At 72.4% G+C, this 21,165-nt stretch carries 20 protein-coding genes; 12 read left to right on the forward strand and 8 right to left on the reverse strand.

The features are described from left to right. Window positions 1–128: 128 nt before the first annotated feature. Window positions 129–893, forward strand: coding sequence for an SDR family NAD(P)-dependent oxidoreductase (locus tag OG798_RS09920; protein WP_097227716.1), 765 nt, complete (start codon window positions 129–131; stop codon window positions 891–893). A gap of 57 nt (window positions 894–950) precedes the next feature. Here OG798_RS09920 and OG798_RS09925 read toward each other — a convergent pair whose 3' ends face one another. Next, window positions 951–1,637: a glycoside hydrolase family 75 protein gene (locus tag OG798_RS09925; protein WP_267060979.1), complete on the reverse strand. Its 687-nt coding sequence runs from the start codon at window positions 1,635–1,637 to the stop codon at window positions 951–953. 416 nt (window positions 1,638–2,053) lie between these two features. On the opposite strand from OG798_RS09925, the gene OG798_RS09930 reads away from it, so the two are divergent. The 3 genes from OG798_RS09930 to OG798_RS09940 all read left to right on the forward strand — a co-directional run bounded on the left by OG798_RS09930 (window position 2,054) and on the right by OG798_RS09940 (window position 4,908). Then, window positions 2,054–3,058: a fibronectin type III domain-containing protein gene (locus OG798_RS09930; protein WP_267060980.1), complete on the forward strand. Its 1,005-nt coding sequence runs from the start codon at window positions 2,054–2,056 to the stop codon at window positions 3,056–3,058. Window positions 3,059–3,079: 21 nt separating this feature from the next. Beyond that, window positions 3,080–4,012, forward strand: a complete 933-nt coding sequence (locus OG798_RS09935; RefSeq protein ID WP_267060981.1) for a LysR family transcriptional regulator — start codon at window positions 3,080–3,082, stop codon at window positions 4,010–4,012. Between the two features lie 320 nt (window positions 4,013–4,332). Continuing rightward, window positions 4,333–4,908, forward strand: a complete 576-nt coding sequence (locus OG798_RS09940) for a hypothetical protein (RefSeq protein ID WP_095856309.1) — start codon at window positions 4,333–4,335, stop codon at window positions 4,906–4,908. A gap of 79 nt (window positions 4,909–4,987) precedes the next feature. Here the strand turns inward: OG798_RS09940 and OG798_RS09945 are convergent, their stop codons facing one another. The 3 genes from OG798_RS09945 to OG798_RS09955 all read right to left on the reverse strand — a co-directional run bounded on the left by OG798_RS09945 (window position 4,988) and on the right by OG798_RS09955 (window position 8,619). Beyond that, window positions 4,988–5,530 (reverse strand): PadR family transcriptional regulator, encoded by a 543-nt coding sequence (locus tag OG798_RS09945; protein ID WP_097226689.1) that lies wholly within the window; start codon window positions 5,528–5,530, stop codon window positions 4,988–4,990. Window positions 5,531–5,595: 65 nt separating this feature from the next. Further along, window positions 5,596–7,611, reverse strand: coding sequence for an NADPH-dependent 2,4-dienoyl-CoA reductase (locus OG798_RS09950; protein ID WP_267060982.1), 2,016 nt, complete (start codon window positions 7,609–7,611; stop codon window positions 5,596–5,598). A 222-nt stretch (window positions 7,612–7,833) separates the two neighbouring features. Next, complete coding sequence (locus OG798_RS09955) at window positions 7,834–8,619, reverse strand: putative protein N(5)-glutamine methyltransferase (RefSeq protein ID WP_328756827.1); 786 nt, start codon at window positions 8,617–8,619, stop codon at window positions 7,834–7,836. Window positions 8,620–8,925: 306 nt separating this feature from the next. Between OG798_RS09955 and OG798_RS09960 the strand changes: the two genes are divergently transcribed. Then, window positions 8,926–9,342, forward strand: a complete 417-nt coding sequence (locus OG798_RS09960) for a MarR family winged helix-turn-helix transcriptional regulator (protein ID WP_438948418.1) — start codon at window positions 8,926–8,928, stop codon at window positions 9,340–9,342. Window positions 9,343–9,372: 30 nt separating this feature from the next. Here OG798_RS09960 and OG798_RS09965 read toward each other — a convergent pair whose 3' ends face one another. Continuing rightward, window positions 9,373–10,125, reverse strand: coding sequence for a GNAT family N-acetyltransferase (locus OG798_RS09965; RefSeq protein ID WP_328756828.1), 753 nt, complete (start codon window positions 10,123–10,125; stop codon window positions 9,373–9,375). Further along, the gene (locus tag OG798_RS09970) at window positions 10,122–11,042 is read right to left on the reverse strand and encodes an NADP-dependent oxidoreductase (protein ID WP_095856303.1); all 921 of its coding nucleotides are present in this window, start codon (window positions 11,040–11,042) and stop codon (window positions 10,122–10,124) included. Before OG798_RS09970 ends, OG798_RS09965 begins: the two co-directional genes overlap by 4 nt. A 244-nt stretch (window positions 11,043–11,286) precedes the next feature. Between OG798_RS09970 and OG798_RS09975 the strand changes: the two genes are divergently transcribed. Next, window positions 11,287–11,892, forward strand: coding sequence for a sulfite oxidase-like oxidoreductase (locus tag OG798_RS09975; RefSeq protein WP_328756829.1), 606 nt, complete (start codon window positions 11,287–11,289; stop codon window positions 11,890–11,892). A 4-nt stretch (window positions 11,893–11,896) separates the two neighbouring features. Further along, window positions 11,897–12,652, forward strand: a complete 756-nt coding sequence (locus OG798_RS09980; RefSeq protein WP_097226683.1) for a ferredoxin reductase — start codon at window positions 11,897–11,899, stop codon at window positions 12,650–12,652. 89 nt (window positions 12,653–12,741) lie between these two features. Here OG798_RS09980 and OG798_RS09985 read toward each other — a convergent pair whose 3' ends face one another. Beyond that, window positions 12,742–13,506, reverse strand: a complete 765-nt coding sequence (locus OG798_RS09985) for a universal stress protein (protein ID WP_097226682.1) — start codon at window positions 13,504–13,506, stop codon at window positions 12,742–12,744. 244 nt (window positions 13,507–13,750) lie between these two features. On the opposite strand from OG798_RS09985, the gene OG798_RS09990 reads away from it, so the two are divergent. From OG798_RS09990 to OG798_RS10000, 3 genes are all read left to right on the forward strand, one after another. Next, window positions 13,751–14,335, forward strand: coding sequence for an Rv1733c family protein (locus tag OG798_RS09990; RefSeq protein ID WP_121417024.1), 585 nt, complete (start codon window positions 13,751–13,753; stop codon window positions 14,333–14,335). A 214-nt stretch (window positions 14,336–14,549) separates the two neighbouring features. After that, a complete protein-coding gene (locus OG798_RS09995) occupies window positions 14,550–16,445 on the forward strand; it encodes a helix-turn-helix domain-containing protein (RefSeq protein ID WP_267060985.1) in 1,896 nt (631 codons plus the stop codon). Between the two features lie 382 nt (window positions 16,446–16,827). Next, window positions 16,828–17,793, forward strand: a complete 966-nt coding sequence (locus OG798_RS10000; RefSeq protein WP_267060986.1) for an acetylxylan esterase — start codon at window positions 16,828–16,830, stop codon at window positions 17,791–17,793. A gap of 28 nt (window positions 17,794–17,821) precedes the next feature. Here OG798_RS10000 and OG798_RS10005 read toward each other — a convergent pair whose 3' ends face one another. Then, window positions 17,822–18,871: a phosphatidylinositol-specific phospholipase C domain-containing protein gene (locus OG798_RS10005; protein WP_067373350.1), complete on the reverse strand. Its 1,050-nt coding sequence runs from the start codon at window positions 18,869–18,871 to the stop codon at window positions 17,822–17,824. 196 nt (window positions 18,872–19,067) lie between these two features. On the opposite strand from OG798_RS10005, the gene OG798_RS10010 reads away from it, so the two are divergent. Both OG798_RS10010 and OG798_RS10015 read left to right on the forward strand, forming a co-directional pair. Then, window positions 19,068–20,234: a serine hydrolase domain-containing protein gene (locus tag OG798_RS10010; protein ID WP_267060987.1), complete on the forward strand. Its 1,167-nt coding sequence runs from the start codon at window positions 19,068–19,070 to the stop codon at window positions 20,232–20,234. Window positions 20,235–20,405: 171 nt separating this feature from the next. Next, window positions 20,406–21,146, forward strand: coding sequence for a GntR family transcriptional regulator (locus OG798_RS10015; protein WP_095856295.1), 741 nt, complete (start codon window positions 20,406–20,408; stop codon window positions 21,144–21,146). Window positions 21,147–21,165 lie beyond the last annotated feature (19 nt).

Consider the following 21,165-nt stretch of genomic DNA (forward strand, 5'->3'; position numbering starts at 1 on the left):
CCGGGGCTGCCGCGATTCTAACGATCTCGAAAACGGCTCCAGACTTTATGTCATTGAGAGACATTAAGTCGTACCGTGTGGCGCACGACGACCTCGTCGCACCACGCACGCACTTCTGGGAGCACGTCATGAACACCACTGGACTGGCCGGCCGCAGCGTCATCGTCACCGGAGCAGGCTCCGGAATCGGGCGGGCCACCGCCCTGGCCTTCGCCGCGGAGGGCGCCCGGGTCCTGGTGGCCGACCTCAATGTCGAGGGCGCCGAGAAGGTCGTCGAGGAAATAGCGGCGGCCGGCGGCACCGCCGTGGCCGTGACGGGCGACCTGAGCGAGCAGGCCGTGGTCGACCGGGTGACCGCGACCGCCGTGGAGCAGTTCGGCGGGGTGGATGTATTGGTCAACAACGCCGGGATCATGGACCGCATGTCGGCAGCCGGTGAGGTAGGCGACGCGGAGTGGGAGCGGGTCATCCGGGTCAACCTCACCGCCCCCTTCCTGCTCACCCGGGCGGTGCTCCCGCACATGCTGGAGGCGGGCAAGGGCGCCATCGTGAACACCGCCTCCGAGGCGAGCCTGCGCGGCAGCGCAGCGGGCGCCGCGTACACCGCCTCGAAGCACGGCATCGCGGGCCTCACCAAGTCCCTCGCCGTGACGTACCGCAGCAAGGGCATCCGGGCCAACGCCATCGCCCCCGGCGGCACGAAGACCGCCATCACCGTGGACGCCGACCGCGACGCCCTCGGCCCGCAGGTCCTCGCCTCGTACATGGGCAACGTGGGCACCGCGGCCGAGGCCGAGGAGCAGGCCGCCGCCATCCTGTTCCTCGCCTCCGACGCGGCGAGCAACATCAACGGCGCGATCCTGCCCGTCGACAACGGCTGGTCGGCGGTCTGACGTCCTCGAGCGCCGCTGACGCCCTCGAGCGCCTGAAGGCTCCGACACCGCGGCCGCTCAGCCGCCGCGCACGAACTCCCGGGCCAGTCGCTCACCCGCCGTCACGGCTGCCGCGTGATCCTGGATGGGCGACACCCGGGAGTTCTTGAAGGCGATGTAGGTGACCCCGGAACTCGTCCCGCCGCCGTGCGGGTCGGGGCGGATGCCGAGCGCCTTGGCGGTGGCGTACGAGGCCTCGCCGATGATTTCGTGCGGTCCGGTGTCGCCGACCACCGCGTACTGGACCCGGTCCTGGTAGATCACCGCGACCACCGAGCCGCCTCGGATGCCGTGGACGCGGTGGTCCCAGATGCCACTGGGCGTGGGCACCACGACGTACGGGAGGGTCTCGGCGCTCAGGTACCGCCCGTCGGACTGCTGATACGCGGTGGCCCCGGAGAAGAGCGGGTCGGTCCGCCCGTTGCACAGGAGACCGGGGCGGCCGTCGCAGTCGATGTCCATGTCCGCCTTCCAGAACACCGCGCCCCGCGTGCCGCAGACGGGAATCTCGGCGCGGCCGCCGGCGTCGGAGCGATAGCGCCCCTTCGAGACGGGCGCGCAGTCACGGACCTTGGCGAGCAGATCGGCGGCGCGCACATTCCCCTCCCGCACCGCCACGGGCGCGCTCGGACGGGCGGCCGGAAACGGGGCGGGAGCGAGCAGGGCCACGCCGGCCGCGGCCAGGGTCAACGACTGAACACGCACGATAAAAGACCCTCTCCTAGGGGATATTGACGGTGATTTAGCAAAATTTGGCGTGTTTCTGACGGTGCGTCCACTGGGAAGGGGCCGGACGGTGCACGGCGGGCCCGACGGCGGCACGACGGCGTCACGGCGGATTCCACGGGCACACGGCGGATTCGGCGGGTGCATTGCGGCCGAGAGCCCGAGCCGTGGTGGACCCGGGCTTCTCGACCGCCCTCGCCGGCGCGGCATCAGCGACGACAGCGGTCCGCGCCGTGGGCGCGAACTCCCCTGTCGAGAGGGTGAGTTCACACCGCGTCAGGCATCAGCATACGTAGCCCGAGGACGGTCCGACGAACGGCCACCGCCCCCTTGATGTGGCCGCGCCAGGCGTGTCTTATAGGTACAGACCAATCCCGTCGAGGGAAGGCAGGCCGGTGCGACGCGTTTCCCTTGGGTTGATCTGCGGCTCGCTGCTCGTCCTCACCGCGTGCGGAGGAGGTAGGGGAGCCGACGCCGGGGGCGAGCGGCTGCCCCCGGCCCCGATGGGGGTCACCGCGACGGCGGGCAGCGCGACCAGCGTGCACGTCATGTGGAACCGCGTCTCCGGGGACGTGAAGGTCACCGGCTACGAGGTGTACCGCGGCACCACACGGGTCGAGCGGGTGCCCGGCGACGAACACATGGTGGACGTCACCCGACTGGCCCCGTCCACGAAGTACGTCTTCACGGTCCGCGCCCTGAACGCCGACGGGAACCCCGGACCCCCCAGCGAGCCGGCGCGCGCCACCACACCGGTCGCGGCCGCCGCCGACCGCACGCCCCCGACCCGCCCCGGACGCCCGCACGGCAGGGCCGTCGGGAGCCGGGCGGCCCAACTGGAGTGGTCGGCGTCGACGGACGCCCGGGGCGTGGTCTCGTACGACGTCTACCAGGGCGGCTCGAAGATCCACAGCGTGGGCGGCGGACAGACGGCGACCGTCGTCACCGGGCTGAGACCCGCCACCGCGTACGCCTTCACCGTGCGAGCCCGCGACGCGGCGGACAACCTCTCCCCCGCGAGCGCCGCCGTCCGGCTCACCACCGCGCCGGGCGCGGACGACGGCCGCGGCACCGCGCCGACCGGGTTCCGCGCGACCTCCCACCGCACGGACGGGGCGTACTACCTCGACCTGTCCTGGCTGCCGCCGCGGACGGACGGGGTGATCACGGAGTACCGGATCGACCTGGACGGCCGACAGGCGACCTCACTCGTCTGGGGCGGCACACCGCCCAGCGGCAGGGCCACCTACAGCTTCTACGTGGGACGGGAGGCCGGGGTCGCATACCGGGTGCGGATCAGGGCGAAGCTGCCGGACGGCACCTGGGGCGGGTTCTCGGCGGAGCGGACGGTGACGACGGGCTCCGCCACGAGTGGGAACGCCAGCACCACCCCGAAATAGGCGAACCGTAGGCTCACCCCTGTGCCCCATAGCGAACCCGATGCCTCGACGGCTCCCCTGGACATCTCCCTGCTGCGCACCTTCCTCGCCGTGCACCGCGCGGGGTCGTTCACGGCGGCCGCGCGGCTGCTCGGGCTGTCCCAGCCGACGGTGACGACGCAGATGCGGTCACTGGAGGAGCAACTGGGACGGGAGCTGTTCGAACGACAGCCACGGGGCGTGGTGCCCACGTCGGTGGCGGACGAACTCGCCGCGGAGGTCGCCGCGCCCCTGGACGCGCTCGCGGCGGTCGCGGACCGCCGCGGCACCGGCGCCGGCCGGCCGCCGGACCCAGTGCACCTGGCGGGCCCGGCCGAGCTGCTATGCACGCGCGTCCTGCCCGCGCTGGCGCCGCTGACCGCACAGGGCGTACGTCTGCGCGTCACTCCCGGCCTCACCGACGAGCTGCTGGACGGGCTGCGCGGCGGCCGCTTCGACCTGGTCATCGCCACGACCCGGCCGCGCGGTCGTACCCTGACCGCCGTGCCGCTGATGGACGAGGAGTTCGTGCTCGTCGCCGCCCCGTCGTGGGCCGAGCGCATCGACCCGGCCCGAGTGGCGGCCGAGGGGCCCGCCGCGCTGCACGGGGCACCCCTGGTGACGTACGCCGAGGATCTGCCCATCGCCCGGCGCTACTGGCGGCACGTGTTCGGCGTACGGCTGACCGGCCAGGCGTCCATCACGGTGCCCGACCTGCGGGGCGTACTGGCCGCGGTGGTCGCGGGCGCCGGGATCACCGTGCTCCCCCGGTATCTCTGCCTCGACGCGCTGGCCTCCGGTGCCCTGGTGCCCCTGCTGTCCCCCGAGGAACCGCCCATCAACACCGGGTACCTCACCCAGCGGCCGGGCGCGTCGGACAACCCGCATGTGGCGGTTGTCCGAGAGCGGCTGCTTCAGGCGGGCCGCACGTGGTGATGGCGGATGACAGATAGCAGCTAGCAGATAGCAGATAGCAGATAGCAGCTGACGGATGACAGGTACCAGATGACAGACGACAGATATCGTCATCCGCCATCCGCCATCCGCCATCCGCCATCCGCCATCCGCCCAGACAGAATCACCAGCGAAACGCGGGGACTCATCCGCCGGACGAACGAATTCGTCACCTGCCCGGTCCCCGTCCACGTGCGCCCCGAGCCTGAGGCGCATTGGCTCTCCCTGAGGCAGCACGGGCCTTTCCAATCCTCGGCGGCGCATGGGATGTACCGCCAACCGTGCCGCTGGAGGGCAGTCCTATGCGTACTTCTCAGATATCGTTCCGCTCCGGCCTGACCGTGGCCGCCGTCGCTGCGCTTCCGCTCACCCTGACCGCTCCGTCGGCCGCCGCCTTCGGTTCGGGGATCTCGGTGAGCACCAGCGGGTCCAGCGTCTCGGTCACCACCAATTCCTGCCCGAGCAACGGCAGCAGTTTCGGCGGCGCCTCGCTGCTCGCCAATGGGCAGGTGAACTTCTCCCAAGGCCGCCAGATGCCGTTGTCCGGAACGAGCGCCACACAGTCGGCGGTCTGGTCCAACGTCAGCGCCGGCACCTATACCGTCATCGTGGTCTGCCAGGACGGGACGACGGCCGGTACGCAGTCCGTCATCGTCTCGGCCAGCGCGGTCCCCAAGGTCACCAAGACCCCCAGCATCTCCTCGACCTCCTTGCCCTCCGTGCCCTCCTCACCGCCGCTCGGCGTGTTGGGCGGTCTCGGCGGGTCCACCAAGGACTACAGGACCGCCACGCTGGTGGGCGGCGGCGTGCTGGTGGGGTCGGGCGTCGTGGCAACCGCCTGGTACCTGCGGCGCCGGGCCAAGCCCCACCGGCTCTGATCCCGGGGCCCGTAGCACCGGCGGCCGTCCGTCCGACTCCGGTCCGTTGGACGGCCGACTCCGGTCGAGGGGACGGCCCCTACTGCTCGTCGAGGTGCTCGAACTCGTCCAGAGCATGCGTCAGCCACTGGGTCCAGAAGGTCTCCAGGTCGATCCCGGCCCGCAGCACCAGATGCCGCAGCCGGTCCTGGGGAGCGTCCTTGCCGGGCGGGAAGTCGCGCTCCTGGATCTCCTCGTACTCGGCCAACTGCCTTTGGTGCAGGTCGAGATGGCGGCGCAGGTCCGTCGCGATGCCCGCGGTGCCGACGACGGCCGAGGCGCGCAGCCGCAACAGCATCGTGTCCCGCATGGGCTTCGGGTCCTGGGACGCGGAGGTCCAGCGGGCCAGTTCGTCGCGGCCCGCCGGCAGCACCTCGTAGCTCTTCTTCTGTCCCCGGGCCGGCTGTTCGGACGGCAGGGCGCGGATGTAGCCCTCGGACTCCAGTCTTCCCAGCTCGCGATAGATCTGCTGATGCGTCGCCGACCAGAAGTAGCCGATCGACTTGTCGAACCTCCGGGTCAGTTCGAGGCCCGACGACGGCTTCTCGAGCAGGGCGGTGAGGATCGCGTGCGGGAGTGACATGGGGTCATCCTAGGGACGCCGGACCGAGGCCCCGGGCGCGACCGCTCCGGCCGCGCCTCGGCCGGTCACAGCGCCGCCGCCAGCTCCGTGCCCTGCTTGATGGCGCGCTTGGCGTCCAGTTCGGCGGCCACGTCGGCACCGCCGATGAGGTGCACGCTGCGCCCCGCCGCGGACAGTGCCTCGTACAGGTCGCGCCGCGGCTCCTGGCCGGTGCACAGCACGACGGTGTCGACCTCCAGGACCTGGCTGTGGCCCTCGACGGTGACGTGCAGTCCGGCGTCGTCGATCCGGTCGTACTGGACGCCCGGGACCATGGTGACCCCCCGGTGCTTGAGTTCCGTGCGGTGGATCCAGCCGGTGGTCTTGCCGAGCCCGGCGCCGACCTTGGAGGCCTTGCGCTGGAGGAGGTGGACCGTGCGGGGCGGGGCGGGGCGCTCGGGTGCGGCGAGGCCGCCGGGTGCCTGGTAGTCCATGTCGACGCCCCAGTGGCGGAAGTACGTCGCCGGGTCCTCGCTCGCCTTGTCGCCGCCGTCGGTCAGGAACTCGGCGACGTCGAAGCCGATGCCGCCGGCGCCGAGGATCGCGACCCGGTCGCCGACGGGGGCGCCGTCGCGCAGGACGTCGAGGTAGCCGAGAACGCTGGGGTGGTCGACGCCGGGGATCTCGGGGGTGCGCGGGCTGACCCCGGTGGCGACCACGACCTCGTCGTAGGCGGAGACGTCCTCTGCGGCGACGCGGGTGTTCAACCGGACGTCCACTCCGTGCAGTTCGAGCTGGGTGCGGAAGTAGCGGATCGTCTCGTCGAACTCCTGCTTGCCGGGGACCTTGCGGGCCACGTTGAGCTGGCCGCCGATGTCGCTCGCGGCGTCGTAGAGGGTGACGTCGTGGCCGCGTTCGGCCGCGGAGACCGCGCAGGCCAGGCCGGCGGGCCCGGCGCCGACGACGGCGACGCGCTTGCGCAGCCGGGTCGGTGCGAGGACGAGCTCCGTCTCGTGGCAGGCGCGCGGGTTGACCAGGCAGGAGGTGATCTTCCCGCTGAAGGTGTGGTCGAGGCAGGCCTGGTTGCAGCCGATGCAGGTGTTGATGGCTTCCGGCCGCCCGGCCGCCGCCTTGGCCACGAAGTCGGGGTCGGCGAGCATCGGTCGGGCCAGCGACACCATGTCGGCGTGGCCGTCGGCGAGCAACTGCTCGGCGAGTTCGGGGGTGTTGATGCGGTTGGTGGTCACCAGGGGGATGGAGACCGCGCCCATGACCTTCTTGGTCACCCAGGTGTAGGCGCCGCGCGGCACGGAGGTCGCGATGGTGGGGATACGGGCCTCGTGCCAGCCGATGCCGGTGTTGATGATCGTCGCTCCGGCCGCCTCGACGGCCCGGGCGAGCGTGATCACCTCGTCCAGGGTGGAGCCGCCCGGCACCAGGTCCAGCATGGAGAGCCGGTAGATGATGATGAAGTTCTCGCCGACGGCCTCGCGCACGCGCCGCACGATCTCGACCGGGAAGCGCATGCGGTTCTCGTACGAGCCGCCCCAGCGGTCCTCGCGCTGGTTGGTCTGAGCGGCGATGAACTCGTTGATCAGGTAGCCCTCGGAGCCCATGATCTCGACGCCGTCGTACCCGGCCCGCTGCGCGAGTTCGGCGGCGCGGGCGTAGTCGTCGATGGTCCGCTCGACCTCGGCGTCGGTGAGCGCGTGCGGCGGGAAGGGGCTGATCGGGGCCTGCAGGGCGCTCGGGGCGACCAGGTCCTGGTGGTAGGCGTAGCGCCCGAAGTGCAGGATCTGCATCGCGATCTTCCCGCCCTCGCGGTGCACCGCGGCGGTGATCTCCGTGTGCTGCTCGGCCTCCGCCTCGGTGGTCAGCTTCGCGCCGCCCTCGTACGGGCGTCCCGCGTCGTTGGGCGCGATGCCGCCGGTGACGATGAGACCGACGCCGCCGCGGGCCCGAGTCGCGTAGAACTCCGCCATGCGCTCGAAGCCGCGCTCGGCCTCCTCCAGGCCCACGTGCATGGAGCCCATGAGCACGCGGTTGGGCAGCGTGGTGAAGCCCAGGTCGAGCGGGTTCATCAGGTGCGGGTATCGGCTCATCGGGACCTCCGTGCGCGGTGTCGTGTGTCTGTTGTAGACGACGAACAACGCCTTATGCAACTAGTTGCACAATGACGGAGGTCACTCGACGAGGGCCAGCCCCGCTCCGTGACGAGGGCCGGCCCCGCTCCGTGACGATGGCCGACGCCGCTCCGTGGCGACGGGCAGGCCTGCTCCGCGGCGACGGGCGGGCCCGGGTGCTCGCCGAGCCCGCCTCGCAGGTCAGGCCGCCCGCGGCGGCCTGGTGCCGATCACGACGTTCGCGTACAGCTCGTCGGAGGCGGCCAGCGTGGCGGTCAGACCGCCGCGGGCGAAGGCCTCGACGGCCGCGGGGGCCTGGCGCTCGCTGGTCTCGACCAGGAGGCAGCCGCCCGGGGCCAGCCAGCGGGGCGCCTCGGCGGTGACGCGGCGCAGGACGTCGAGGCCGTCCGCGCCGCCGTCGAGGGCGACGAGCGGTTCGTGGTCGCGGGCTTCCGGCGGCAGCAGGCCGACCTCGTGCGTGGGAACGTACGGCACGTTGGCGGTGAGGACGTCGACGCGGCCGCGCAGGGCGTCGGGCAGGGCCTCGAACAGGTCGCCCTGGTGGACGTGTCCGCCGAAGGGTGCGACGTTGCGGCGCGCGCAGCGCACGGCGGCCGGATCGATGTCCGCGGCGTGCAGTTCGGGCCCGCCGAGGGCGGCGGCCAGCGCGGCACCCACCGCGCCGGAGCCACAGCACAGGTCCACGACGAGGGCGGCGCCGCGCGCACGGGCCACGGCCTGGTCGACGAGGAACTCCGTACGGCGGCGGGGTACGAAGACGCCCGGCTCGACGACGATGCGCAGGCCGTGGAACCGGGCCCAGCCGAGGACGTGTTCGAGGGGGAGTCCCGAGACGCGCCGGTCCACCATGACGGTGACCTCGTCCGGGGTGCGGGCGGTGGAGAGGATCAACTCCGCCTCGTCCTCGGCGAAGACACAGCCCGCAGAGCGGAGCGCGGCGACAACGGAATCGGAAAGAGGGGGCATGGGAGCCGAGAAGCCTTTCGGTGAGGCGAAGGGCGCTCTCGCGGTCACCTAGAGGCGGCGATCCGCAGGGTCCTGAGGTGAGAGCACCCGACCTGACACAGCGGTAATGGGTCTCACCTCCTCGGCAACTCCCGGGCTGGGGTGGTCCGCAGCCAGGACGGTCACCTTACAGGAAGGGCCGGACGGCGATGGAGGCGCTCCCTCGCCTCGCGCCGGACGCGGAGCACCAAGTTGTACTATGCAACTAGAGAGGAAGGAGCTCCCGTGAATGCAGCCGACGCGTCCGTCGAGACCATTCAGCGCGAGATGACGGCCTTCGCCCGCCGCGCCCGGGCCTCGGCGGGGCGGATGCATCCGGAGCTGTCGCTGGTCTCGTACACCCTGCTGGGTCATCTGGAGGAGAGCGGCGGCTGTCGTGCCACCGACCTCGCGGCGCATTACGCCTTGGACAAGTCCACGGTGAGCCGGCAGGTGTCGGCGCTGGAGCGGGCCGGGTTCATCGAACGCCGAGTCGACCCCGAGGACCACCGGGTGCAGGTGCTCCAGCTGACGGAGGCGGGCACCCGCATCCTCGCCCAGGTCACCGAGAGCCGCCGGATCGCGTTCCGTGAGCGGCTCGCGGACTGGCCGGCGGCGGACCTGGAGCGGTTCGCCGCCTACCTGGTGCGGTACAACACGGCGGCGCCCGGGGCGTCGGCCGCCGCGCAGGCCTCCGGGAGCTGAGGCTTCACCACCGGAGGCCTTCGGAAGCCGTCAACGGACCCCCACGGCCCGGCCGTCCGTCAGGTGCTCCGGAACCCGTGCCGCCATGAACCGCGTGCTGCGGCGCAGCTTGAAGCCCAGGGACTCGTAGAGCCGGATGGCGTTGGTGTTGCTCGCGGCGGTGTGCAGGAAGGGAGTCTCGCCGCGTTCGCGGATGCCGTGCGCCACAGCCAGGATCAGGCGGGTGGCGAGTCCCTCGCCGCGGAAGTCCGGGTCGGTGCAGACCGCGCTGATCTCCGTCCAGCCCGGCGGATGCAGCCGCTCCCCCGTCATGGCGATCAGCGCGCCGCCGCGCCGGATGCCGAGATAGGTGCCGAGCTCGACGGTGCGTGGCAGGAAGGGGCCGGGCCTGGTGCGCTCCACCAGGTCCAGCATCTCGGGTACGTCGGCGGGGCCGAGCCGCACCGCCTCGGCGTCCGGCGCCGCGGCGAGTCCGTCGTCGACGAGCTGGACGCCGTCCAGGCTGAAGGTCACCTCCCAGCCTTCCGGGGTAGGCCCGTTGAAGCCGGCCAGCGGGGCCTCGCCGCCGGGGCCGACGAGGGTGGCGAGGTCGGCCCAGTCGTCGTCGGTCGGGTCGTCGGGCAGGGCCAGCCATGGCGACACGTCGACGGGATAGCGCAGGACGTGTCCCCGGCGTTCGGCGAAGTGCGCGTGCGGGCCGGTCAGCGAGGCGTGGGCCGGGTTGTCCAGCGGGTGCGTCGCGCCGGCCGACGGACGGGGGCTCGTGATGCGACGGTCACTCATCGGGCGACCTCGATCACGATCTTGCCGCGGGCGTGACCGTCCTCGACCGTGCGCAGCGCCTCGGCGGCCCGGTCGAGGGGGAAGGTCCCCGTCACGAAGGGGCTCAGCCGGCCGTCGACCACCTGGCGCGCCACCTCGTCGAGGACGGCGGCGGTGCGGGCGCGTTCGACGGGTCCTCCCCCGAGCCGGGCGACCGTCTCCCGGTCGGCGCCGGTGATCAGCTTCGTACGGTCGTCCAGCAAGGTCGCCGCGGCTTCCAGCACCTCGCCCCCGACCAGGTCGAAGACGGCGTCCACCCCGTCCGGGGCGGCGGCCCGCACCCGCTCGGCCAGATCCGGCCCCGACGGGACGTGCACGGCTCCGAGCTCCTCGACGAAGTCCTTCTTGCCCTCGCTCGCGACACCGACCACGGTGAGTCCGAGGGCACGCGCGATCTGCGTGGCCGCGACACCGACGCCACCGCCCGCACCGGTGATCAGCACGGTCGCGCCGGAGGGCAGGCCGAGCTGGTGGATCCCGTCGTACGCGGTCGCCGCGGCGACGGGCAGGGCCGCCGCGTCCGTGAAGGAGAGCGCGGCAGGCTTCAGGGCGGTGACTGCGGTCGGCAGCAGGGCGTACTCGGCGTATCCGCCGGCCACCGGGCTGCCGAAGACCTCGTCCCCCACGGTGAACCCGGTCACGTCGGGACCGAGTTCCTCGACGACGCCCGCGACCTCGTTGCCGAGGACGGCGGGGAGTTCGCGTGCCCCGGCGCCGGGGCGGGCGTATCCCGTCCGCTGCTTCCAGTCGACGGGGTTCACGCCTGCCGCACGGACCGCCACGAGTACCTGGCCGGGGCCCGGGCTCGGCCGGTCCTGCTCCACCAGGGCCTCGGTCTCCGGTCCGCCGTACCGGGTGAAGACGTACGCCTTGGGCATCTGCTTCCTCACTCTCCTCCGCCGTCACCACCACGGGCGGCACTATCGGCAAGGGAGATCACGGCGCGGCTATTCCCGGGCCCCGGGAGAGTTCATACGGTCGCAATGATCGGGATCCCGCCCGGGCGCGGAGCACGGCCCGCGGCCACGTACGGTTGAACCGACACGTACGGTTGAATACGTAAGCACCGATCACGCTCGATCCGCGGGCCGCCGCACCCGACGGCCTGGAGGCACCACCGCCATGAACGTCACCCGAGCCTTCACCGGGCGCCCCCGCGCCGACAACGCCGGGCTGCCGCCCGGCCAGTACGACGCGGGCGACGACTGGCCCGTCCTGTCCGCCGAGGTCACCCCCGACCTGACACCCGCCGACTGGACCTTCCGGGTCGACGGGCTGGTGGCCGAGCCGCGTACCTGGACCTGGGAGCAGGCGCACGCGCTGCCCGCCTCGGCGTACGAGGGCGACATCCACTGTGTGACGAGCTGGTCGAAGTTCGGGGTGCGCTTCGGGGGTGTCTCCCTGGACGCGTTCCTGGACACCGTGCGCCCGGACGCGTCCGCCACCCACGTGGTCGCCTACTCGCACACCGGGTACACCACGAACCTCCCGCTCGCCGACGTCACCGGCGGTCGTGCCTGGATCGTCTGGGAGTACGAGGGGAAGCCGCTGCCCGCCGAACACGGCGGCCCGGCGCGGCTGATCGTGCCGCACCTGTACTTCTGGAAGAGCGCCAAGTGGATCGCGGGCCTCAGGCTCCTCGACCACGACGAGCCGGGCTTCTGGGAGCAGAACGGCTACCACGCACGCGGCAACCCCTGGGAAGAACAGCGCTACTCCGGTGACTGAGACGATGACCGACACGTTCGTACCGCCCACCCGGTTCGCCGTGCCCGGGCGGATCGCGGTGAGCAACCGGGCCGCCGCCACCTGGCAGACCGCCACGCTCACCGAGATCCGCCGGGAGACGCCGGGCGCCGCCACCTTCCGGTTCGCGGTGCCGGAGTGGACGGGGCATCTGCCCGGACAGCACCTGATGCTGCGGCTGACCGCCGAGGACGGGTACGTGGCGCAGCGTCACTACTCCCTCGCGTCACCGCCCGACGACGCCGGGCACATCGAACTCACCCTCGACCACGTCGAGGGCGGCGAGGTCTCCGGCTGGTTCCACACGGTGGCGAAGCCCGGTGACTCGGTCGAGGTGCGCGGCCCGCTCAGCGGGTTCTTCGCCTGGCCCGGCGACCGGCCCGCGCTGCTGGTCGGCGCCGGCTCCGGTGTCGTACCGCTGATGTCGATGCTGCGCCACCACCGGGCCCGCGCACTGGATGTGCCGCTGCGGCTGCTCGTCTCCGCGCGCGGCCCCGAAGAGCTCATCTACGCGCGGGAGTACGGCGCCGAGACCACGCCCGTCTTCACGCGCACCGCCCCCGAGGGGGTGGCCGTGGGTCGGCTCGCGGCGGCGCATCTGGCGCCGCTGCTGGCCGAGCGGCCGCCCGGTGGCTGGGAGGCCTATGTGTGCGGCTCCAACGGGTTCGCGGAGCACGCCTCGCGGCTGCTGGTGGAGGCCGGGCAGCCGGTGGACCGCATTCGTATCGAACGCTTCGGCTGAGACGCCCCCATCCGTCGAACCCCGGTCGGCTGAGACGCCCTCACCCGTCGAACCCGGTCGGCTGAGACGTCCTCACCCGTCGAACCCGGTCAGTCGTGCGGAACGACCGCCACCGGGCAGCCAGCGTGCCGGATCAGCGACCGCGCGGCGCGGCCCGGGCCCCGGCCCGTGCGGCGCCCGACGACCAGCAGACCGGCTCGCGCGGACGCCTCCAGCAGACGGGGGCCGGGATCGCCGTCGACACGGTGCTCGCGGACCGTGGTCGCGGGGAACCTGTGGCGCCACGGCCGCAGTGTGCTGGTGGGCAGGGTCCACGGATGCACCACGTGCAGGGGCGCCGAGCGTACGGCGGCCGTGTCGAAGGCGTAGCCGATCAGATCGTCGGCCGAGGCGTCCGGATCGAGTCCGAGGACGACCGGCAGGTAGGGCGCCGTACTCGGCGGTGAGCCGTCGACGACGGGCACCCGTTCGTCCTCGGGGAGTTCGCCCGCGCGCACCAGGACGACCGGGCGGTCGGCGCGGGCCGCGACACCGAGGGCGACCGAGCCGACCGGGAACCCCGCGCTCCCTGTACGGCCGCGCGAGCCGAGGACCAGCGTCTCCGCCTCGACGGCCGCGGCGAGCAGCGCCGGGACCGCCGGTGTCGCGGTGCGGCGGGCGATGATGTCCAAGGCCGGGTGGGCGTAGGAGAGTTCGATGGCGGCCCGGTCGAGTGAGGCCGGTTCGGTCCCCGCGTGCAGCAGCCGCAGGGGGAGCCGTCGGCGCTGCGCCTCGCGGGCGGCCCAGTCGGCCGCGTCCAGGCTGGATCGCGAGCCGTCGATGCCCACGGTGATCGTCCGCGTGTCGGTGCTCATGGCTTCCGCCTTCCCAAGGGGTGCGACCGCGGACGACTGCCTTTCGTGCAGGGGGCGGTTACGCGCCAGTGCGCGTCGAGTGCTGCTGGATGGGCACAGGTCATGGTGGCTCCTGTTCGCTGCGCGGAGTGGTTCGCGGGTTCCACAGGAGGCGCGGATCAGTCACGCCGGGTGAGCCGAACCGTTCCGGTACGGGGTCCGTTCGGCCCTCCGCGGGCAAGACCGTGGAGGCGAGGAGGTGAAGATGCGTACCCGGGTACGCGGTTGGCACTGGCGCCGCAATCCGCTGCGCCGCCGCTCGGACGTCGTCGAGGCGTGGACGGTACTGGCCGTCGCCGTGCTGTTGTTCGTCGGTGCGCCGCTGGCCGGAGCCGCTGTGGGGTGGTGGCGGTACGACAGCGCGCAGGCGCGGGCGGCGGCTCAGCGGGCCGAGCGGCAGCGGGTGAGCGCCGTACTCGTCGAGACCGCGCCCGCGGCTGTGCCCTCGCCGCAGGGTGCCAGGCTGCCCACGTTCCGGGTGAAGGTGCGCTGGACCGAGCCGGGCAAGGGGCCCCGGACCGGTGAGGCCCTGGTCCCCGCGGGCGGGCAGCGCGGCGACCGCGTCGCCGTCTGGCTCGATGCGCGCGGCCGGAACGTCGGTCCGCCGGTGAGCACCGGCGCGGTCTGGCAACACGCGCTGACGACCGGCGTGTCGACCGCCGCGGGCGTCGTGGCCGTCGTACTCGCCTGGCACTTCGCCGTACGGCGGACCGCCGCGCGTCGCCGCCTGGCCGAGTGGGAGCGGGAGTGGGCGCGTACGGGGCCCAAGTGGCGACGGCACACGGCTTGATGGCGGGGGTACCACCTGTCTTGATGGCGGGGGTACCACTCGGCCTTGCTGGCGGCGGTGCCACTCGGCCTTGCTGGCGGGGGACCACCCGTCTTGACGGCGCGGGGTGCCACCCGTCCCGCGTCCCTTTCGCGCACCCCGTACTGCGGTCCGGCGGCGGACGCGCCTACGGTGTCGGCAGCGGCCGGTGCGCCATCGACGCGGGAAGGACGCCATGCCCACGCTGATCAACCTGTGCGAGGAGCCCGATTTCTGTCTTCGGTTCGTCAACGGCGGCCCGATGGCCGACCGCGCGGTCGATTCCGTACGCGCCCTGTCCCTGGCCGCGGCCGCGGGCGGCTCGCTGGGTGATGTGAGGGACGCGCTGGTGGTGATCGGTGACTTCTGGGCTTCCGGGCGGACGTCCGTGCACGAGGGGGTCGAGCCGTTGCTGCGTGAGTTGTCGCGGCAGCGGGCCGCCGGACTCGCCGTGGTGGTCGGGCAGCACGGCGCGCAGTCCGTTCCGGTGGTGATCCGCAGCTCGGCCGTCCGCCTCGGCGTACCGTTGCTGACCACGACGAAGGAGCTGCACGACTGGCACGAACTGATCCCGCGGCTGCGCGAGTACCGCTACCGGCAGGCCGAATGGCACGCCGATCAGCTCACCGCGCTGCTGAACCGGCTTCCGGACCGGCTCGCCGACGCGCACACGGCCACGGACGCGGACACGGACGCGATGCAACGGATCGCGGACTGGCTGGCGGCCGCGGTGGACGCCGAAGTGGTGGTCAGTGATCCCCTGCGCGGTGTACTGGCCGCGACGCCCGACGTCCTCACCCGGCAGCCCCCTCGCACCGCCGTCCCCCGGACGCGGACGGAGTCGCTCCCGCTGAGCGCCGCCGGTTCCGGCGCGGTGCTGGCGGTGACCCCCCGCCGTCCGCTCGACGACGTGCGCACCGAGTTGCTGGGGCACGCGGCGAAGGCGCTGGGTCTCATCGACCGGACTCGGCTGCGGGACCAACTGATGGAGACCCGGCGCGAGGTGCAGCTGAGCGTCCTGCAACTGCTGATGGTGGGCGAGGAGGTGGCGGCCCAGCGCGTGCTGGCCGGCCTGGCGCCAGGGCTGTTGGCGACCGAGTCGGTGCGTGTCCATGTGATCGACTGCGCGCGGGAGGACCGTGAGGTGACGCTCCGGCAGGCGGAGGACGCGCTCGCCGGACGCGCGCTGCTGGCGAGGTGCCCGGTGTTCAATCACCTGATCGTGGTCGATCCGCTCCAGACGGACGAGGACGCTCCGGGCGGTGTGTGGCACACGCTGGAGGCCGTCGTCGCCGCACTGCCCGAGCACTCCATGGGCGGCAGCCGGGTGTACGCGCTGAGCAGCGTGGCGGACGCCTACACGCAGGCGGCCGGCACCCTCGTGACGGCGCGCCGGACGGCCGGCCGGGTCGCGCTCGCCGAACAGCGTGCCGACCTGATGGACGTCCTGCCGCCGGCCACGGCCCGACGGTGGGCGGGCACACTGCTGCGCCCGGTGCTCACCCTGCCGGCCGGGCAGCGCGAACAGCTCGTACGGACGCTGGAGTTGGGGCTCGAGTTCCCGCACACGGCCGTCGGCCGGCTGCTCGGCATCCACCGCAACACGGTGACGCACCGCATCAACAAGGGCTTCGGTCTGCTCGGCCTCGACCGCGGCCAGGTCCTGAACCGCGTGGTGGTCTCGACGGCGCTCCAGGTCGTCGTGAAGTACGGTCATGACGCGCACTCGGCCGACCCGGCGGCGGACTTCACCGCGATGGTGTCCGCTCCGGAGGTCCGCGCCTGGGCCGACTCGTTCCTCGAGCCGCTGCGGGCCGACCGCCGCGATCTGCTGCGCACGCTCCGGGTCTGGCTGGAGAACGACACCCACACCGGGCGGACGGCCGCCGCGCTGGACCTGGCGCCGGTGACGGTCCGCAGTCACCTGCGGGCCGCCGCGCCGCTGATCCAGCGCGACCTGCCGGTGGGCCCGGACGAGACGGAGGCGCTCGACGGAAGCGGGAACGAGCGCGAGCAGGCGCTCAGCGGCGTACGCCCGCTGGCGTTCGCGCTGCACGCCGACACCGGCCGCCCCTCCCTGCCGGCCGCCTGAACCCGCCCCTCACCAGCGGCGAACTGTGCACCGGTGAGGGGGTGCGCCCGCCCTCTTGTGCACCGGAACGGCTCCCGTCCGCCCCGGTGGCGCGTCCGGCGGCCCGACTGTGCACGCGTGACGTGGCACGGCGGGACGGCGCTTCCTAGCGTGGCGCTCGGCCGCCCGACGCCGCGTCGGGACCGGCGCGAAGGAGGTCGCCGTGAACGCCAACCGCTGGTCGCGCAAGAGTGAGGACGACCGGGCCGGGCGACGTGACTGTGGTTGGTCCGTGGCCCTGGCCCTCGGCCCCGGTGACTGACCGAAGGGAGGTCTGGCGGCCCTCCGGCGTCACACGTACGGTGTGATCATCCGCACCCGTGACGTCACAAGGTGGTCCTTCATGGCCCAGTTCGACCTCCCCCTCGACGAACTTCGCGAATACCGCAGCGTGTCCGCCGAGCCCGAGGACTTCGACACCTTCTGGGCCAAGACCCTCCAAGAGACGCGGGAGCACGACCTCGACGCCCGCTTCGAACCCGTCGAGACGCCTCTCAAGACCGTCAAGGTGTACGACGTGACGTTCGCCGGGTTCGGCGGGCACCCGGTCAAGGGCTGGCTCACGCTGCCCGCCTGGGCGAACTCGGCCCTGCCCACGGTCGTCGAGTTCGTCGGATACGGCGGCGGTCGCGGCCTCTCGCACACGCATCTGCTGTGGGCCTCGGCGGGCTTCGCGCACTTCGTGATGGACACCCGTGGTCAGGGCAGCGCCTGGGGCGGCGGCGAGACCCCGGACCCGGTGGGCAGCGCGCCCGCGTACCCCGGTTACATGACCCGTGGCATCGACGCTCCCGAGAACTACTACTACCGCCGGGTGTTCACCGACGGTGTGCGCGCGGTGGAGGCGGCCCGCTCGCATCCGCTGGTCGACGCGGAGCGCGTGGCGGCCGTCGGCGGGAGTCAGGGCGGCGGGATCACGATCGCGGTGGGCGGTCTGGTCCCCGACCTGGCCGCGATCGCGCCTGACGTGCCGTTCCTGTGCGACTTCCCGCGTGCGACGACACTGACGGACCGGCACCCGTACCGGGAGATCGGCAACTACCTCAAGACCCACCGCGGCCGCACCGAGGACGTCCTGCGCACGCTGTCCTACTTCGACGGGGTGCACTTCGCGGCGCGCGGGCGGGCGCCGGCCCTCTTCTCGGTCGCGCTGGAGGACCAGACCTGCCCGCCCTCCACGATCTTCGCGGCCTTCAACGCCTGGGACCACGAGGACAAGAAGATCGAGGTCTACGACTTCAACGACCACGAGGGCGGCGGCCCTTACCAGGAAGCGGCCAAGCTGGCCTGGCTGCCCGCGCACCTCTGACGCGGCCGTAAAGAGGTGACGGCCGCGCTCAGCCCGCCGTTCCGCGTGGTACGACCGTCGCCAGGACCGCGGGCAGGGGGTACCAGTCCGCCGAGACCACGCTGGCGTGCTGCCGGGCGAGGAGGGCGACGCGGTCCAGGGCCTGGGCCTGGGTGGGGTTGGTGGCGTCGATGGCCGGGGGCACGTTCTGGCCGTCGGTCATGACGACGAGGTAGTGGCGGTCGTCGTACCAGGCGGTGTCGATGGTGCCGTTCGCGTAGGTGGCCGCGTCGCCGTCGAAGATCACGAACCACGGGCGGATGGTCGGGTCCGTGTAGCGGGTGCGCGGGTCACCGGTGGCCGCGTTGTGCACGGCGGGGAAGGCGGCCGCCTCGCGCAGGCGCCCGGCCGCGGCGAGGTCGCGGAGGTAGGTGGCGTACTCGCGGTCGGTCCAGAGCGAGTCGAAGGGGTTGCCCTCCTCGACGGTGCCGGGGATCAGCTCGACCATGAACTTGCCCGCGAGGGCCGAGCGGGCGGGCCAGCCGTCGGCGCGTACCGCCGAGTCGAGGTCGCCGTGGGAGCCGACGACGTCGGCGGGGCGCAGCAGGGCGTCGCCGAGCTTCGCGGTGAGCAGGGCGTCCAGCTGGGCGGGGCCACGGCTGGCGTTGGCCGCGAAGCCGTCCTTCATCTCGATCTTCAGCTGGATCGGCCGGTGGCCCGGGTGCGCGTCGTGCCAGGCCTTGATGTCGGAGAGGCAGCCGGCGAGGTCGCGGTTGCGGGACTTGGTGCGCAGTTCGGAGGCGTTCGCCGCGTTCTCGCAGTTGTTGTCGTTGCCGATCGGGTTGCTGTGCGAGACGCGCCAGGACGCGCCGAACACATTGGTCCACACGTCGAGTTCGAGCATTCCGGCGCCGGAGTCCAGCGCGTCGGCGAAGTACGTGTACTTGGCCTTGTCGTAGGAGTTGTGGACCCCGACCGAGGTACTGGCGGAGTACGAGAGATCCGCGGCGGTGGCGCCGGGGGCCGTGGTCAGGGCGAGGGCTCCCGCCGTCGCCACCGCGATCCCGGTACGCGCCAACACCCTCACATGTCTGTACATGCTCCCCTGCCTCCTGCGTCTCGGTGGTCAACCGACGTGCAGCGTAGGGGTGTTGGGTGACATGCGGAAGATCCCGCGGTGAAGGACGACGGGCAGCGACGACACGTACGGAAGACGGATGCCGTCACACCGCTTCCCTCCAGTCCGACCAGTCGGTACGTTCAGGGCCGGAGTCCCGATGGATGACGGAGGTCCCATGACCCAGCCCGCGCCGCGTGTTCACGGCCACTGCGACGCCCGCTTCGCGGCGGTGCGCACCGCGTTCGAGGAGAACTTCCGGGATCGCGACGAGCTCGGCGCGGCCGTGACCGTCACGCTCGACGGCGAGACGGTGGTCGACCTGTGGGGCGGCTGGGCCGACGCGGCGCGCACCCGGCCCTGGGAGCGCGAGACGCTGGTCAACGTCTGGTCGACGTCCAAGGGCCCGACCTCGCTGTGCGCGCACATCCTGGCCGATCGCGGGCTGCTCGACTTCGACGCCCCGGTGGCCGCGTACTGGCCGGAGTTCGCGGCAGCGGGCAAGGAGTCCGTGCTCGTACGGCATCTGCTGTCGCACCGCGCGGGGCTGGCCGGGCTGCGCGAGCCGCACGATCTGGCCCAGCTGTGCGACTGGGAGCTGACCGTGGAGCGGCTGGCGGCGCAGGAGCCGTGGTGGGAGCCGGGGACCCGGTCCGGGTACCACGCGCTCACCTTCGGCCATCTGGTGGGAGAGGTGGTGCGGCGGGTCTCCGGGCTGCGGCCGGGCGCGTTCCTGGAGCGGGAGGTGACCGGGCCGCTCGGGATCGACTTCACCATCGGGCTGCCGGAGAAGGAGGCCGAGCGGGCGGCCGAGCTGGTGCATCCGCGGGTCGCGTCGAGCAGTGAACAGGCCGCCATCTTCGCCCAGTTGGCGCCCGCGGCGGTGGCCGCCCTCGCCAATCCGCTGGTCGGCGCCACCGAGGCCAACACGGCCCAGTGGCGGGCGGCCGAGATACCCGCGGCCAACGGTCACGGCACGGCCCGCGCGGTCGCCGCGCTGTACGGGATCTTCGCCGGGCGCGGGGCGTACGGCTCCCGGCAGGTGCTCTCCCCGGAGGCCGCGGAGCGGGTGCGCGAGGGGCAGGGCAGTTGCCGGGATCTGGTGCTCGGCGCCGGGTTCGAGCACGAGACGGAAACCGGCCTCGGGCTGTGGCTGAGCGGACCCAATGGCTCGTACGGTCCCAACCCGAGGGCTTTCGGACATGACGGCTTCGGCGGCTCCTGCGGTCTCGCCGACCCCGAGTCAGGCCTCTCCCTGGGGTACGTCATGAACCGGATGGGCCCGCACATCGCCGACGACCCAAGGAAGATGGCGCTCGTGGACGCCCTGTACAGCGCGCTCTGAGCGCGCCCGCGACGCCCGGTGGGTGCGGGCTGAAACCGGCCGAACCGTCCGACCGGTCTTCCCTCGTGGTTTAGACCAATGCTAGATCTGGTGGCGCACAGAGCCCGCACGGCTACGTGTTGTCACCACGATCAGCACGCTCACCACGGTCACCTCTCAGGAGGCGCGGACATGGCCCGCACCACCAGTCCCACCAGCACCCACCCGTCCGACCAGGAGCCCCGCTACGCGCGGATCGCCGCACAACTGCTCGGCGAACTGCGCGACGGGACGGTTCCGCCCGGTGAACGACTGCCGGGAGAAAGGGAGTTGGCCTCGCGCTTCGGCGTCAGCCGCGAGACGGTGCGGCAGGCGCTGCAGCGGCTGCGGCGCGACGGTCTCGTCTCCACCGACCGGCGCGGCAGCCACGCCACCCTGCCCGGCACCACCGCCGAGCACATCCCCTCGCTCGACTTCCCCGTCGGCGCGCACACCGCCGAGCCGTGCGCCGTCCACCGCGCCAGCGTCACCTGGGAGGCTCCCCCGCCCGAGCACGCCGAGGCACTGGGGCTCGCGCCGGCCCGGCCGACCCTCGTCCACCGCTACGAGTCGGCCGCGGCGGACGGCAGCGGACTGCGTACGGCCTTCACCTCGTTCTCCGCCGTCGCCGTGACCGAGGTCGAGGAACTCGCCCGCTACCGCGACCGCGCGGACGGCTCCGCCTCGGCGCAGCTGCGGCGGGCGTACGACTGGATGCGCAAGGCCGGGCTGACCCTGCACCACCGGGACGCGATCACACGGCTCCCGCAGTCCGTGCGGGTCACCCGGCGCGTGCACGACCAGTACGACCGGCCCCTGGAGATCACCGAACTGGTGGTGGAGGCACAACAGGACGCCCTGGTCTACGAGTTCACACTGCCGGCGGCGGGGTGAAACCGGTCCGAGGACGCAG

This window comes from Streptomyces sp. NBC_00271, assembly GCF_036178845.1.
In the GTDB taxonomy this organism is placed as follows: Bacteria; Actinomycetota; Actinomycetes; order Streptomycetales; family Streptomycetaceae; genus Streptomyces.